We start from the raw sequence: 14,449 nt of genomic DNA on the forward strand, positions 1-14,449 counted from the left end.
GGGTGCCGGGCGGTCTCCGCCTATGCTGGATAGGCCCCTCGGAAGTCCTTGTGCATAGGTGCAAAAGGTAAACAGGACAATGATTTATCGCCATGCTTCGGGGTGCTCAAAGTGTGCGAGACACCCCGAAAAGGCAGACCGGCTCAGGGGGGATGGCCGGTTTATAGACGCAGGTCACTCGCCTCGGGCGGGAGTACCGATTTCACGTCGAAGACCACCGCGCGCTCGCGTCCGAACCTCTGCAGGCCCTGGGCCCCAAGTTCGACGAACTCGTGGTGCGGGACCGCAAGGATGATGGCATCGTACGCGCCCTGCTTCGGCGACTCGGTCAGCAGGTCCAGTCCATACTCGTGACGGGCCTCGGCGGTATCCACCCAGGGGTCCCAGACATCGACCTCGGCGTTGTAGCCGTGCAGGTCATGGATGATGTCGACCACGCGCGTATTGCGCAGATCCGGGCAGTTCTCCTTGAACGCGAGCCCCATCACCAGGACGCGCGAGCCTACGACCGGGAACCCCTTGCGGATCATGGCCTTGATCGTGCGATCCGCGATGTAGCCGCCCATGCCGTCATTGGTACGGCGTCCGGCAAGGATCATCTCCGGGTGGTAGTTGGCGGCCTGTGCCTTGTGCGTCAGGTAGTACGGGTCGACGCCAATGCAGTGCCCGCCCACCAGACCGGGCCGAAACGGCAGGAAGTTCCACTTGGTCCCGGCCGCGGCCAGCACGGCCTCGGTATCGAGATCGAGTCGCTCGAACAGCATTGCGAGTTCGTTGATCAGCGCGATATTCACGTCGCGCTGGGTGTTCTCGATCACCTTGGCCGCCTCGGCCACGCGAATGCTGGGGGCCGGATGGGTGCCGGCACGGATGATGCGGGCGTACAGCGCGTTGACGAAGGTCGCGACCTCGGGGGTCGAGCCGGACGTGACCTTGACGATATCGGGGATGCGATGCTCCTTGTCGCCGGGGTTGACCCGCTCCGGGCTGTAGCCGAGGAAGAAATCCCGGTTCAGCTCCAGGCCGGATTCGCGGGCCAGCACCGGGGCGCAGTCTTCCTCGGTCGCGCCGGGGTAGACGGTGGACTCGTAGATCACCACGTCCCCTGGCTTCAGGGCACGACCCACCGTGCGGCTGGCCGCCAGTAGCGGGCCCAGGTCCGGGCGCCGGTGGGCATCGATCGGTGTGGGGACCGTCACGATGAACACGTTGCAGTCCTGCAGTCGCTCCAGATCGGCGGTCAGTTTCAGATGCTCGGCGGCGGCGAGTTCCTCACGGGAAACCTCGCGTGTGCGGTCGTGTCCCCCGCGCAGTTCCTCGACGCGGCCCGTATCGATATCGAAGCCCAGTGTGGGCAGGACCCGTCCGAACTCGGCTGCCAGAGGCAGGCCGACATAACCCAGACCAATTATGGCCAGACGCGGGGCGTCCGGTGCCGCAAATTCCGCCATCTTCCAATCTCCTGTGTGAATGTTGGTAATGGCCCCGGGAGCGGGGCGGGTGCGCGCGAGTCGCGCGCGGCCGATCAGGGCGCGGCACGCCGTGGTTGCGGCAGTTCCGCGCCGGAAATCTCCGGTGGATCCGTGGTGCTGTTCGGGGCTGACGAGCGACTGGCGCCAAGGCGTCGCAGTCGTTCCCAGCGCCACAGGCGGCGCCCGGCCAGGCCCGCCGCCAGGGCGATCAGGATCCCGAGGAACTTGGCCCGGTGACGGGCGGCGGTCCCGAAGTTACTGGTGCCCCAGGCGAAGATGATCGCCAGGACGATGAACACGACGACCAGCACGCGAAAATCCGAGCGATGCCACCAGTGGCGGCGATACACCGCCAGCAGCAGGACCAGTGTCAGATAGAACAGACCCTCCACCATGCCGATCAGATGCACGGGCGAGCGCACTTCCCACAGCGGGGGACCGAACAGCAAATAGCCCACCCGGATTGGTGTCAGGACCAGTGCCTGGAGGTCATTGGACGGGATCAAAAAGGACGGGTAGGCGGCCCCGCCGCGGGCGCTGCGCTCGGCCCGCTGGTCCAGCGTCTCGGTCTGTTCCATCACGTCGCCCAGCTGCCCGATCGACGAGAAGCGCATGTCGTCCATCACCACGAATCCGAGGACCCCGGCCGTGCCGAGTAGCATGCCGCCGAGCATCAGCCCGGGACGCATATGCCCCAGATCCGATGCGCGCAGGAATTCCTTGATCGACCAGCCGACCAGCACGACCGCGATGCCCGCGATCGCAAAGACTGCCGCGCCGTGCACGACCGCCGCGCCCAGCAGTACCCCGACGGCAGCCACCAGGAAACCGGTGCGCTGACTCTGAACCCAGCGCACCAGCCAGAGCACGCCCAGCAGGAAGAAGGCAGTAAACCAGACCTCGCGTAGTGGCACGGCCGCGTTCACGATCAGGATCGGGAACAAAGCAGCGATCCAGGCCGCACGCACGGCCGCCTGGCGGTCCCAGAGCTGCTCGGCGATGCGCGCAATCAGATAGACCGTCAGCATGCCCAGGGCGATGTTCACGGCCTGGAAGGCCAGGGGGGCGCGGTCGGCACATGCGTAGACGTTCGCGATCAGCCAGCTGTGCAGGTACGAGCTGCCCATGCTGAAGTGGTCGCCGAGATTGCCGCAGCCACTCTGGGCCCAGAACCAGGCCCGGCGCTCGAAGCTGATCGCATCGGCTCCACCCTGAGGCAGGGGAAACAGGAAGCGCTGTACCAGGGCTGCCCCGATGCGGGCCAGCAGGGCCGCCAACAGCGGCCACAGATAGCCCTCGCGTCTTGCCCCGGTCCACAGCACGGCGACCAGCACCACCATCAGGAAGCTGGCCGACAGGAGCAGCTCCATCGTCGTGAACGGGATCGAGGTGTAGCTCATGGCGAGACGGGCGCGGTATCGACCATCGCATCCTGGAACAGGGTCTGGTAGCGCGCGGCCACGGCCTCGAGGGCGTAATGCGATTCCATGCGTGCGCGCGCCTCGTCCCCCAGCTCGCGCAGGCGATCACGACCCTGGCCGATGGCCCGGGCAATGGCGTCGGCCAGATCCGGCGGCTCGGGGCTTGCGGCGACAAAGCCGGTGGGCCCGACCACGCGGGCGGCATCGCCGATATCCGTGACCACGGCCGGTCTGCCGCAGGCCATGGCCTCGCCCACGACATTGGGGAAGCCTTCGCCCCAGCGCGAGGGCAGCACTAGCAGGTCCAGGCCCGGGTAGAGGGCCTCGGGTTCGGGGGTGGGCGGCAGCAGCGTGACATGCCGGTCCATTCCGTGTTCGCGGATGGCCCGGGCCAGCGGGTTGTCATCCGCGGATACCCCGGTGCCTACCATTACGCAGTGAACGTCGGCTCCAGCCCGGACCAGATGCGCCAGCGCGGCCACCAGTCCGGCATGGTTCTTCATCGGGTGAGCGCGTCCGACCATGCCCAGCAGCCAGGTATCCGCGCCAATACCCAGTTGGGTGCGTAGCCCGGGGGCGGCGTCCGGTGCCGGATGGAAGCGCGCCAGATCAAAGCCGTTGGGCAGGACCACGCGGCGATCCGCGGAGAATCCCAGTGCCTCGTGCTGGGCGGCCGCGGTTGCGCTGTTGTAGACGATGCGGGTCGGATACCGCGACAGCCAGGCGCCGCTGCGGATCACCCAGCGGGTCCCGCGTTTCTCGTGCGCCAGGTCATGCACCGAGTGGCGCACGTTCCAGAACACCGGTCCCTGATGCCCGAGGCGTCGGGTCAGCGAGGCCGCCAGATTGCCGTGGTACATCCAGCCCATCACGCCATCGGGCTGATAGGCGGCCAGCGCGCGGCGCAGGGCGACAATCCACCCCGTGGAGAGCGGGTTGCGCAGTCGTCCGGTATAGACCGGGATGCCCTGCGCGCGGATGTCGCCGGCCATCACGCCGGGCTCCTTGAGCGCGAACACGGCGCCGGCGTCCGGTGCCGCGTGCAGCAGGTTGCCCAGCTGGCGCTCCGCGCCGCCCTGGCCGAGCCCGTTGATCACGTGCAGGATCTTCACTGCCGGTTCTCCTGCAACTCGCTGATCACATGCAGGTGCTTGCCGCTGGGCGATGGCGGGATCTCGTTTACACGATCAATATCCAGGCGTGTGCCCGCGCCGAGTTGCTCGCGGATCTCGGGCGCCAGACGTGCCTGCAGGCGCTGTTCGCGTTCTCCCTGCGGGGCACGGTCGATGGGGATCAGGCGCAGGCGGATATGATCTGCCGCGTGCTGGACCCACTGGTACTGTCCGATCCAGTCTTCCGGGTACAGCAACTGGCGCAGCCACCCGCCGAACACGACGGCACCGTTGGCGCCGCGGATGTGGTCGGTCACGCGTCCCCATACCCCCTCCAGCAGCGGCCATTCCCGGCCGCAATCGCAGGTCTGGCCGGACCAGCTGGCCAGGTCGCCGATTGCATAGCGCAACAGGGGCATGCTGTGGTTCGTCAGCGAGGTGACCACGACCCGCCCGGGGGTTCCGGGTGGCGTCGGACGGCCGTCGTCGTCGAGGATCTCCAGGTACTGGGTCAGCGGATTCACGTGCAGCCCGCGGTGGTGCTCGCATTCGCAGGCGATGTCCCCAACCTCGCGCGAGCCGTAGCGGTTGAACACGGGGGCATCGAATGCCTTCTCGATGGTCTCGCGCATATCGGGAAAGAGGGTGCCGGCCGAGCTCAGGACACTGCCGATACCCGGCACACGGACCCCCCGGCGCAGGGCGTGCCGGGCGAGTTCGTGGCCACTCTCCGCGTAGATCTGCAACTGTCTGGGCGGTGCGGCGCGCAGCTGCTCGAGGTGCGCGTCCATCGTCTCCGGATCCATGCGGTAGGCGTTCAGCAGGGTGCGATTCTTCAGGCGTTCGGCGAGGCGGCGGGTGCCCCGGGGTGCGGTCAGGTCGCGCGAAGCCGCCCACAGCACGGCCTTGCGCTGACCCGGGCGGTAGCCGGTCCAGCCGTCGAACAGCACCTTGGTGGCGCGACCCCAGCGGCGATAGGCGGTGTCCTGGTAGAACGTGGCGGGCTCGCCGGTGGACCCCCCCGATGTGTTGCGCCGCAGCCCGGGGCGGGGTCGCTGTGCGCACAGGCGCTCGCCCTCGCGGCGGATGGTGTCCTTGTCGAGGATGGGAAGCGACAGCAGGGTGCCCAGTGGATCGGCGGCGATGGTGTCCGCATCTGGCAGGATTTCGCGGTAGTACGGCACGTCGTCGCGCGCCTGTGCCAGCAGGCGCGCGAGCCGCTCCCCCCGCCGGGCGGGGGGGGGGGGGGGAGCCGCTCGGCCTGCAGGCGCTGCAAGGCGGGCAGGGACAGCCGCTCGGCACGGCGCAGCGCGGCATATTCGCGCGGGCCGGAGAGCCAGGGGAGGAGGGCACCGAAGGCCAGGGACATGACGGTTGTACCTCAGGCGCTGGCGGTGCGCGTCGAGCGCAGGCTGGACCGCACCCGGCGGGCCAACTCCAGGAACGGACCCAGACGCGAGTACTGGATCGTGCGTCGCGACTCGCGCGAGAAGCGGCAGGGCTGGCAGTGACCACAGGGCTGGCCGAGGATTGGCGAGTGGCAGAACCAGGACTGTTCGAGCAGCGGCAGGAAGCCCTTGGTCTCGGCGTCGTACTTCATCGCCTCCTTGGTGACCGACAGCAGGGGGAAGCGGTAGTACTGGAACAGCTCCCAGGCGAAGTCGTCCTCGCGGAAGCGGAAGTCCCCGTACTGCGGGTTGCGGAACAGACGTTCCTGCAGCTCGGTGCCGGCCTCGTGCCCGGTGAGCGAAAGCTCCAGGTCACGCAGGCCTTCCTGTTCGCACAGGCGGGCGAGCCAATCGTACTGGGTACCCACGTGCACCTCGCTCGCCAGGCGCTGGTAGAGCTCGGTGATGTTCGGGTCTTCGAGGATGTCGCTGCGCAGATAGACACGAACCGGCGCCACGCGCCCGCGGGCCTCCGCCCGCGCCTCGATGCCCGCACGGATGTTGGCCATGGCCCGCAGCTCGTACACATAGGATTTCCGGCGCGGGTCCAGCACGTAGATCGGCTGTACCTTGCGGTTGCGATAAAGCGCCAGGTCCAGCAGGCGGTAGCTGGAGTCCCAGCCACCGGTCCACAGCAGTTTGATCGTGTTCATGTCGTTCTCCTGATGGCAGTGGCGGATCAGCGCGGATAGCCGCGCGGGACCGAGGGCAACAAGGGTCCGAAGCAGGACTCGTTGCGCGACCAGGCCACCTGCTCCGCATTCCACTCGAGGATTACGGGCTCGCCGTTGGCCTGAATGCAGACATCCCAGCCAATGAAGCGCAGATAGGGGATGCGGCGATGGGCGTTCAGGCACAGCTCGCGTACCGCGCCGAAGTTGGGGATCCGGCAGTCCTTTACGTCCACGCCGCTGTCGGGGTGGACCGAGCCGATGCTGACGCAGACCGGGTCGCGCAGATGGCCGTCCAGCCAGCCCTCGCCATCGACACCGACGAAGTAGCCACCGGTGGAGACGTTGTCGGTGCGCTGCCCCTCGCGGCCCAGGCGGAGGAAATGGTTCAGGATGCGCAGTTCCCCGGATTCCGGATCGAGGAAGGTCAGAACCCGCAGCGTATTGACCGAGCTGGCGTTGATCCGCGCGATATCCGGATGCTGCTCGATCAGGGGCTGTACGATGCAGTTTCCGGGGACCTTGCCGAGTTCCTCGGCCACCTGTTCGGCGGTGGTGAAGGTCACGCCGAGGCCCTGGCGACCCTCGTCGGGCTTGATCACATAGCTCTTGCCGGACTCGAGTCGGGAGAGGGCGGTTTCCAGTGGTTCCGGCGTCCCCTGGGCATCCAGGTACTGGCCGCCCACGCGCACGAAGACCGGGGGCACGACGCTGTCCGGGAACAGGCGCGAATCCATGGTCTTGAGCCCGCTCAGGCGGCGGATGTCCTGCCGGTTCCAGAGCGGGTTCAGGGACTCGGTGTAGTAGTCGTCGCCGATCCATCCCTCGACAAACTCGCGCCGCACCTCGGTGTAGGCGGCCAGCCATGGCCACCAGGACTCGCTCCCGTAGGTGTCGGCCGCATAACGCTTGATCCGCTGCAGGACCGGGCGCGTGACGGCGGACTCGCCGTGGGCGCGGATCAGCTTCTCGCGCCACTGGATGGCGATCTTGCGCGACTTTTGCAGGTGGCGCAGATGGACCGCGCGCGCGACGGTGCGGGCGATACGGCCGCTGTTCTTGATCTGCAGCGGCTGGGATTGAACGTGCGTCACGGGCAACTCCTCGTGTGGTGTCGACACGGCGGGTTCAGCCATGGGTGCCGGAGGCCGCGGGGCCGGGGACGGACTGGACCTGGGGGTTATCTGCCTCGGTGTGAGTGACCAGCTCGTCGAAGCGGCCAACGGAGGCGAACGATCCCCGTTCCAGGTGGGCGACCTGATCGCAGGCGCGCACGGTACTCAGGCGGTGCGCGATCAGGATGATGGTCTTGCTGCGTGACAGGGACTCGATCGCCTCCATCACGGCGCGTTCGGTTGCGGTGTCCAGGGCACTGGTGGCCTCGTCGAACACCAGGACGTCGGGGTCGTGGTAGAGGGCGCGGGCGATCCCGATGCGCTGGCGCTGGCCCCCGGACAGGCGCACGCCACGCTCGCCCACCATCGTGGCGTACTGCTCCGGCATGTCCTGAACGATGAAGTCATGCACCTGTGCCATGCGCGCGCAGCGCTCGACGCGATCGTGGTCGATCTGCGCGGCGGGAATCCCCAAGGCGATGTTCTCGGCCACGGTCGAGTCGGTCAGGAAGATGTCCTGGGGGACGTAGCCCAGGGACTGCTGCCAGGCGCGCAGGTTGGCATCCGTGACCGGCTGGCCATCCACCAGGATGGCGCCCTCGGTCGGGCGCAACAGGCCCAGCAGGACATCGACCAGCGTGGTCTTGCCGGAGCCGGTGGTGCCGATGATCCCGACCGATGTACCGACCGGGATCTCCAGGTTGATGGACTGCAGAGCGGGGCGGTGGCCGCCTGGATAGGTGAAGTCGATGCCCTTGAGCGCGATGGTCTTCTGCGGGACGAGCGGCTGGGGGGCCCGGCGATGCAGTTCCGCCAGGGCCTCGCGTTCACGCAGGTCCTCGGTCACGCTTTCCACGGCGGCGGCGCCGAAGCGAAGCTTCGCAAGGCCCGCGTAGATGTGCTGAGCGGCGGGCAACAGGCGGTAGCCGGCAAAGGCGTACAGCCCGAGGATCGGCAGGATCTCGCCCAGCGCATCCGTACCGGTGCCGCCCTGGGTGTGCAGCAGGATCAGGGTGAGCCCGATGATGCCGCCGAAGCCGATTGCCTCGATCAGGAATTTGGGGACCTGGGAGATGGTCTGGTTGGTCGCCTGGTGCCGGGCCTGGCGCTTGGAGGGAGCCTCGAAGCGCGACAGGTAGGCGTGTTCGCGACCCAGCAGCTTGATGTCCTTGATGCCGCCGAGGGCCTCGCCGGCGGCGGTGAAGCGTTCCTTGTTGGCGAGCGAGCGGTCCCGGCCGATGCGCCCGAGCAGGCCGCGCACGAACACGAAGATCGTGCCGTATACCCCGCCGATCACGACCGCCACGCCAAGCGCGAGCCACGGATCCACAACGATCAGCAGTGCCACGATGGCGATGGTCACGACCAGGTAGGCGATCATCGTGATCCCGGGACGGAAGACATTCAGCACCAGCTGGTCGACCTCCGACAGGATGCTCTTGGCCATGTCGCCGCTATGACGGTTCAGGAAGAACGCATACGGCTGGCGCAGGTAGGTCTCCAGCAGGCGCTTGCCGAGGCTGTGGCGGCGCATCTCGATGAAACGGTTCATCGCGTAGTGCGTGAGCGTGCGAAACACCGCCGAGAACAGGATCAGCGCGAAGGCCGCCGCACCCAGGGCAAAGATGAACTGATCCACCGAGTTAAAGCCGAGCCCGGTGTAGAGCTGATTCAGGACGGGGTTGGTGTTGACCAGCTCCGGGTTACCCAATACGGACAGGAACGGCATGATCGATGCGACCCCGGCGGTCTCCAGTACCGCCATGATCATCACCATTCCCAGCACGAGCCCACCCCGGCGCTTCTCCGCCGGGGTGAGCAGCTGCAGCGTTTTGCGGTAGACCCCCATCAGGCGGCCGCCCGGTAATACCCCAGGTACCACTCGACGAAGCGGGCGACGCCCTCCTCGACCGAGGTGGTGGGTTCATAGCCGGTGTCGGCGCGCAGCGCCTCGACGTCGGCGTAGGTGTCCGGCACGTCGCCCGGCTGCAGCGGCAGGAGATTCTTCTCCGCCTTGCAGCCCAGGCAGTCTTCCAGCACCTCGATGTAGTGCATCAACTCCACCGGACGATGGGCCCCGATGTTGTACAGCCGATAGGGGGCTGCACTCGTCGCCGAGTCGGGCTCGGCGCCGGTCCAGTCGAGGTTGGGCTGCGCCGGACGATCCAGCGTGCGGATCACGCCCTCGACGATGTCGTCGATGTAGGTGAAGTCGCGGCGGTGGTGGCCGTAGTTGAAGACGTCGATCGGCTCGCCCGCCAGGATCTTCTTCGTGAACAGGAACAGCGCCATGTCCGGCCGGCCCCAGGGGCCGTAGACGGTAAAGAAGCGCAGGCCCGTCACCGGGAGCTGGTAAAGATGCGCATAGGTATGCGCCATCAGCTCGTTGGCCTTCTTGCTCGCGGCGTAGAGGCTCAGCGGGTGGTCGACGTTGTCGTGTACCGAGAACGGCATCGTGGTGTTGGCGCCGTAGACGGAGCTGGAGCTGGCGTAGACCAGGTGCTCCACGCCGTTGTGCCGGCAGCCCTCCAGGATGTTGCCGAACCCGACCAGGTTGGTGTCGACATAGGCCGCCGGGTTCTCCAGCGAGTAGCGCACCCCGGCCTGGGCCGCCAGGTTGACCACCCGCTCCGGGCGATGCTCGCGGAACACCCGCTCCATCGCTGCGCGGTCGGCGATGTCTTCCTGTTCGAATACGAAGCGCTGGCGGGATGCTGGCAGGGCGCGGATGCGGTCCAGCCGGGCCCGCTTCAGGCTCGGGTCGTAGTAGTCGTTCATGTCGTCGACACCGATCACGGTGTCGCCACGATCCAGCAGGCGCAGGGCCAGATGGGAGCCGATAAAACCTGCCGCGCCGGTGATCAAGACTTTCATGTCGCCTCTTCCTTGTCGGATGGATGGGACCGGTGTGTCCGGACGTTTCGCTTGCCCGCGGGCGTTGTGACGAGGGTCCGGGTCACTCGTTCATGGGGTGAACGCGATGGATTCAAGCATCGGCCGGAATGGCCCCGCAACGCCGGTTCCGGGAAACGTGAGGTCGATCCGTCGAAGCTGTGACCAGCCCCGTAAGTTTCGGATCGCGGCATTGCCCGCAAGGGGTTGGCTGCCGATATTTTGCGCCAGTTCGACGACGATCCGGCCCATTCATGACATGGTCGGCCCGCTTGAGGCGGACCCGGTGGGGCTCGCCAGGATGAATCGCAAGGTGACGACGCGGCCGTGGGCGCCAGGGGCGTTGCGGCCATGCGCAAAAGAGGAAGATCCATGAACGTGATTCCCCCCGTACGCTGGGTCCTGTTACTGAGCCTGCTGGTGATATTGGGTGGGTGTGCCTGGGCCCCTGGCGGGCACATTGCCGAGCGCACCTCCAGTGCCCCGGTCGAGGACCTGGTCGATATCGAGCCCATAACCTTCGGTCTGATCCGGGCCCAGGAGACGCGCTCGGTCCCGCCGGACCTTCGCCGTGTAAGCGACGAGATGGCACAGGACGTCGCTGAATACGATTACCGCATCGGTCGCGGCGACGTGCTGGCGGTCATCGTGTACGAACACCCCGAGTTGACCATCCCCGCCGGTAGCGAGCGATCGGCCGTGGAGTCGGGAAATACCGTGCACCCGGACGGCACGATCTTTTACCCCTATATCGGGCGCGTGGAAGTCGAGGGGTACACGGTGTCGCAGGTGCGCGACCGGATTGCGCGCGATCTCGCCACCTTCGTGAACGAGCCCCAGGTCGAGGTACGCGTGGCGGCCTTCAACTCGCAGAAGGTCCAGGTGACGGGCTCGGTACGCGAGCCCGGTGTGCAGCCGGTGACCAATGTCCCGCTGACGGTGCTGGATGCGATCCATCACTCGGGTGGGCTTTCCGACGATGCCAACTGGCACGAGGTGATCCTCACGCGGGAAGGCGAGGAGATCGTCATCTCGCTCTACGACATGCTGCGCTATGGCGACATGTCGCAAAACCGGCTCCTGCGTGACGGCGACGTGCTGCATGTCCCGGATACCGCCGGCCAGCAGGTCTACGTGATGGGCGAGGTAGGCGACCCGCAACGGCTGCCCCTCGGCCGCGGTCAGCTGACACTGATGGATGCGCTCAGCCAGGCCGGAGGGTTTAACGAGAACCGGGCGGACGCCAGCGGCATCTTCGTGATCCGCCGTGCGCCACCGGAGAGCGACAAGCTTGCGACCGTCTACCAGCTGGATGCGCGCAATTCCGCAGCGCTGATGCTGGGAGCCGAGTTCGAGCTGGAGCCGCTGGACATCGTGTATGTGACAACGACGTCGCTGGGCCGCTGGAATCGCGTGATCAGCCAGCTGCTGCCCACGGTCAGTGCCGTTTATCAATCCTCCCGTACCACGCGCGACGTGCGTCGCCTGTCGGATGACTTCTAGCCATGTTTAACCGGATTCTGGTGGTTTGTACCGGCAATATCTGCCGCAGTCCCGTGGGCGAGGCACTGCTGCGCGAGCGCCTGCCCGATCGCTCGGTGGAATCCGCGGGCCTTGGGGCGGTGGTCGGGGAGGGCGTCCACCCCGAGGCACGGCGCCTGGCCGAGGCCGACGGTCTGGACGTTACGGCGCACAAGGCCCGCCAGATCGAGGCGGACTGGCTGCATCACGCCGATCTGGTGCTGGTGATGAGCGAGGGCCAGCGCCAGGCTGTCGGCGGGCGCCACCCCGAAGTGCTCGGCAAGACGATGCGATTTGGTCACTGGCTGGAAGGCGGCCGTGGCCGAGATATTCCCGATCCCTATGGCAAGAGCCCCGAGGTCTTTGCGCAGGCTCATGCCCTACTCGTGGAGGCTGCCGATGCCTGGGCACGGCGGCTGAACCGATGATCTCCGACACAGGTAAGTCCCGATGACAAAGAACCATTCCCCCGGGGTGCCGGAAGGCGAACTGGATATTGGCCGACTGCTCGGCCAGTTGCTGGACCACAAGTGGCTGATCATTTTCATAACGGCACTGTTTGCCATTGCGGGCGCGGTATACGCCACGGTGTCCACCCCGATCTACCGCGCCGATGCACTGGTGCAGGTGGAGGACATGGGACGCTTCAGCAGCCCGTTGTCCAGTGTGCGCGAGATGCTGGGGCAGGAGCCGCGCGTCGAGGCCGAGCTGCAGATCCTGCGTTCACGCATGGTCCTCGGGCGCACGGTCGATCAGGAGGCACTGGATCTGGTGGTACGCCCGCACCGTATGCCGGTGGTGGGCGATTACCTCGTTCGCCGGGGCATGGAGCGCCCCGCCTTTGCTCAGTCCAGTGTCTGGGCGGGCGAGTCGATCAACGTGGGCGAGTTCCAGGTGGCCCGAGCCTACGAGGGGCGCACCTTTACGCTGGAGGTCCTGGATGACGATCGTTATCGCCTGATCAACGGGGATCACGAACTGGGCGAGGGGCGTATCGGCGAGGACGTGGAGTTCTTCGAGGGTGACGTGCGCCTGCGTGTGGCCGAAATGGATGCGGGGCCGGGTGCGCGTTTTGATATCCAGCGGCGTTCGCGCCTGGCGGCGATCAACAGCCTGCGTGGGCAGTTCGAGGTGGGGCAGCAGGGCCGCGAGAGTGGCGTGTTCAGCCTGACCCTGACCGATCCGGACCCGCAGCACGCCCAGCGCATCCTGAACACCATCAGCCAGATCTATCTGACGCAGAATGTTCAGCGCAAGGCCGCCGAGGCCGAGAAGAGCCTCGAGTTCCTCGAGGAGAAGGTCCCGGATGTGCGCGATCAGCTGCAAACCGCCGAGGATGCGCTGAACGAGTACCGCACGGAGCGCGACAGCGTGGATCTCTCGCAGGAGACCCGTGCCGTGCTCGACCGCCTGGTCAACCTGGAACGTCAGCTCAACGAGCTGGAGTTCGAGGAGGCCGAGATCTCCCGGCGGTACACGGCCAGCCATCCGACCTATGCGGCCCTGATCGACAAGCGCCAGAAGCTGCAGGAGGAGCGCAACCGGCTGAACCAGGAGGTCAGCGCGCTGCCGGAGACCCAGCAGCAGATCCTGCGTCTCAACCGGGATGTGGAGGTCAACCAGGACATCTACGTCCAGCTGCTCAATCGCATGCAGGAGATGGATATCGCCCGCGCCAGCACGGTGGGCAATGTCCGCATCCTGGACGACGCCCAGGCGGGGCTGTCCGCGGTCGAACCGCAGCGCAACCTGATCGTGATGCTGTCCACGGTATTTGGTGGTGGCCTGGCGATCGCGCTGGTGCTGGTGCGCGGGATGTTCAACCGCGGGGTGGAATCGCAGGAGGAAATCGAGGCGATCGACCTGCCGGTGTATGCCAGCGTGCCGCGTTCCAGGGCGCAGGAGAACCTGCTGCGCCGCGTGAAACGGAGCAACCAGCCGCGCGGCTACGATGTCCCGGGGGGCGTGCTGGCCTCGATCGATCCGGCCGACGATTCAATCGAGGCACTGCGTGGCCTGCGCAGCAGCCTGCATTTCGCGATGCTGGAGGCCGAAAACAACCGCCTGGTGATTACCGGTCCGAGTCCGAATGTGGGCAAGAGCTTTGTCTCGGTTAACCTGGCGACCGTCTGTGCCCAGGCGGGGCAGCGCGTGCTGATCATCGACGCCGATCTGCGCAAGGGGCATGTACACCACGCCTTCGGTCAGCGCAGCGACGGGGGACTCTCGGAGTTTCTGGCGGGCCAGGAATCCCTGGAAGGCGTGCTGCGCCGCACGGACATCCAGGGGCTGGACTACATCGCCCGTGGCAGCGCGCCACCGAACCCGTCGGAGTTGCTGATGAGCGACCGTTTCAGCCGCATGCTGGAACAGCTCAGCCGGGATTACGACCTGGTGCTGATCGACACGCCGCCGATCCTGGCGGTCACCGATGCGGCCGTGGTCGCACGCCAGTGCTCGACCACCTTGATGGTGGTGCGCTTCCAGTTGAACCCGCTGCGCGAGATCGAATCGGCACGGCGCCGTCTCGATGCGGCGGGGGTCGATGTGCGTGGCTGTATCCTGAACTCGATCGAGTACAAGGCCTCGACCAGCTACGGCTACGGCTATTACCACTACTCCTACAAGTAGTGGTCCAGGGGGGCCGCTAAACAGTGGCCCCATCTGACGCACCCCTGGCCCCGGCAAATGCCGGGGCTTTTTTGTGGCGCGGATCGGGTGCCGCCAGCCATGGGCCACGCCTTTGCCCTGGCCGGTTCTGCGTGACCCCCGCTGCGCGTGTGCAGTCTTTCAGTCG

The 14,449-nt window shown here is 66.6% G+C and carries 10 protein-coding genes and 1 pseudogene; 3 read left to right on the forward strand and 8 right to left on the reverse strand.

Annotation, left to right across the window (positions count from 1 at the left end; all coding sequences use genetic code 11):
- Nucleotides 1–161: 161 nt before the first annotated feature.
- From tviB to C936_RS0107670, 8 genes and pseudogenes are all read right to left on the reverse strand, one after another.
- Nucleotides 162–1,451, reverse strand: a complete 1,290-nt coding sequence (gene tviB / locus C936_RS0107635; RefSeq protein WP_018649045.1) for a Vi polysaccharide biosynthesis UDP-N-acetylglucosamine C-6 dehydrogenase TviB — start codon at nt 1,449–1,451, stop codon at nt 162–164.
- Between the two features lie 74 nt (nt 1,452–1,525).
- Nucleotides 1,526–2,872, reverse strand: coding sequence for a glycosyltransferase family 39 protein (locus C936_RS0107640; RefSeq protein WP_018138746.1), 1,347 nt, complete (start codon nt 2,870–2,872; stop codon nt 1,526–1,528).
- Nucleotides 2,869–4,005, reverse strand: coding sequence for a glycosyltransferase (locus C936_RS0107645; protein WP_018649044.1), 1,137 nt, complete (start codon nt 4,003–4,005; stop codon nt 2,869–2,871). The genes C936_RS0107640 and C936_RS0107645 overlap by 4 nt, the downstream gene beginning before the upstream one ends.
- Nucleotides 4,002–5,374: pseudogene (locus tag C936_RS14265) on the reverse strand (phenylacetate--CoA ligase family protein). The gene C936_RS0107645 and the pseudogene C936_RS14265 overlap by 4 nt, the downstream one beginning before the upstream one ends.
- 12 nt (nt 5,375–5,386) lie before the next feature.
- Nucleotides 5,387–6,106, reverse strand: a complete 720-nt coding sequence (locus tag C936_RS0107655; protein WP_018649042.1) for a hypothetical protein — start codon at nt 6,104–6,106, stop codon at nt 5,387–5,389.
- A gap of 26 nt (nt 6,107–6,132) precedes the next feature.
- A complete protein-coding gene (locus C936_RS0107660) occupies nt 6,133–7,218 on the reverse strand; it encodes a sugar-transfer associated ATP-grasp domain-containing protein (RefSeq protein ID WP_018649041.1) in 1,086 nt (361 codons plus the stop codon).
- 34 nt (nt 7,219–7,252) lie between these two features.
- Nucleotides 7,253–9,088 carry an ABC transporter ATP-binding protein gene (locus C936_RS0107665; RefSeq protein ID WP_018174686.1) on the reverse strand — a complete coding sequence of 612 codons (1,836 nt, stop codon included), beginning with the start codon at nt 9,086–9,088 and terminating at the stop codon, nt 7,253–7,255.
- Nucleotides 9,088–10,113 carry an NAD-dependent epimerase gene (locus C936_RS0107670; RefSeq protein ID WP_018649040.1) on the reverse strand — a complete coding sequence of 342 codons (1,026 nt, stop codon included), beginning with the start codon at nt 10,111–10,113 and terminating at the stop codon, nt 9,088–9,090. Before C936_RS0107670 ends, C936_RS0107665 begins: the two co-directional genes overlap by 1 nt.
- 390 nt (nt 10,114–10,503) lie before the next feature.
- On the opposite strand from C936_RS0107670, the gene C936_RS0107675 reads away from it, so the two are divergent.
- The 3 genes from C936_RS0107675 to C936_RS0107685 are packed head-to-tail and all read left to right on the forward strand — an operon-like array spanning nt 10,504 to nt 14,283.
- A complete protein-coding gene (locus tag C936_RS0107675; RefSeq protein WP_018174688.1) occupies nt 10,504–11,634 on the forward strand; it encodes a polysaccharide export protein in 1,131 nt (376 codons plus the stop codon).
- Nucleotides 11,635–11,636: 2 nt separating this feature from the next.
- Nucleotides 11,637–12,080 carry a low molecular weight protein-tyrosine-phosphatase gene (locus C936_RS0107680; RefSeq protein WP_018138353.1) on the forward strand — a complete coding sequence of 148 codons (444 nt, stop codon included), beginning with the start codon at nt 11,637–11,639 and terminating at the stop codon, nt 12,078–12,080.
- A 22-nt stretch (nt 12,081–12,102) separates the two neighbouring features.
- Nucleotides 12,103–14,283 carry a polysaccharide biosynthesis tyrosine autokinase gene (locus tag C936_RS0107685; protein ID WP_018138352.1) on the forward strand — a complete coding sequence of 727 codons (2,181 nt, stop codon included), beginning with the start codon at nt 12,103–12,105 and terminating at the stop codon, nt 14,281–14,283.
- The last annotated feature ends 166 nt before the right edge of the window (nt 14,284–14,449 follow it).

This window comes from Thioalkalivibrio sp. ALJ4, assembly GCF_000377225.1.
Taxonomy (GTDB): Bacteria; Pseudomonadota; Gammaproteobacteria; order Ectothiorhodospirales; family Ectothiorhodospiraceae; genus Thioalkalivibrio.

What these genes read in the sequence shown, in the direction of transcription:
- tviB (WP_018649045.1), bottom strand. Translation starts at nt 1,451, where the DNA reads ATGGCGGAATTTGCGGCACCGGACGCCCCGCGTCTGGCCATAATTGGT.
- C936_RS0107640 (WP_018138746.1), bottom strand. Translation starts at nt 2,872, where the DNA reads ATGAGCTACACCTCGATCCCGTTCACGACGATGGAGCTGCTCCTGTCG.
- C936_RS0107655 (WP_018649042.1), bottom strand. Translation starts at nt 6,106, where the DNA reads ATGAACACGATCAAACTGCTGTGGACCGGTGGCTGGGACTCCAGCTAC.
- C936_RS0107665 (WP_018174686.1), bottom strand. Translation starts at nt 9,088, where the DNA reads ATGGGGGTCTACCGCAAAACGCTGCAGCTGCTCACCCCGGCGGAGAAG.
- C936_RS0107670 (WP_018649040.1), bottom strand. Translation starts at nt 10,113, where the DNA reads ATGAAAGTCTTGATCACCGGCGCGGCAGGTTTTATCGGCTCCCATCTG.
- C936_RS0107675 (WP_018174688.1), top strand. Translation starts at nt 10,504, where the DNA reads ATGAACGTGATTCCCCCCGTACGCTGGGTCCTGTTACTGAGCCTGCTG.
- C936_RS0107680 (WP_018138353.1), top strand. Translation starts at nt 11,637, where the DNA reads ATGTTTAACCGGATTCTGGTGGTTTGTACCGGCAATATCTGCCGCAGT.
- C936_RS0107685 (WP_018138352.1), top strand. Translation starts at nt 12,103, where the DNA reads ATGACAAAGAACCATTCCCCCGGGGTGCCGGAAGGCGAACTGGATATT.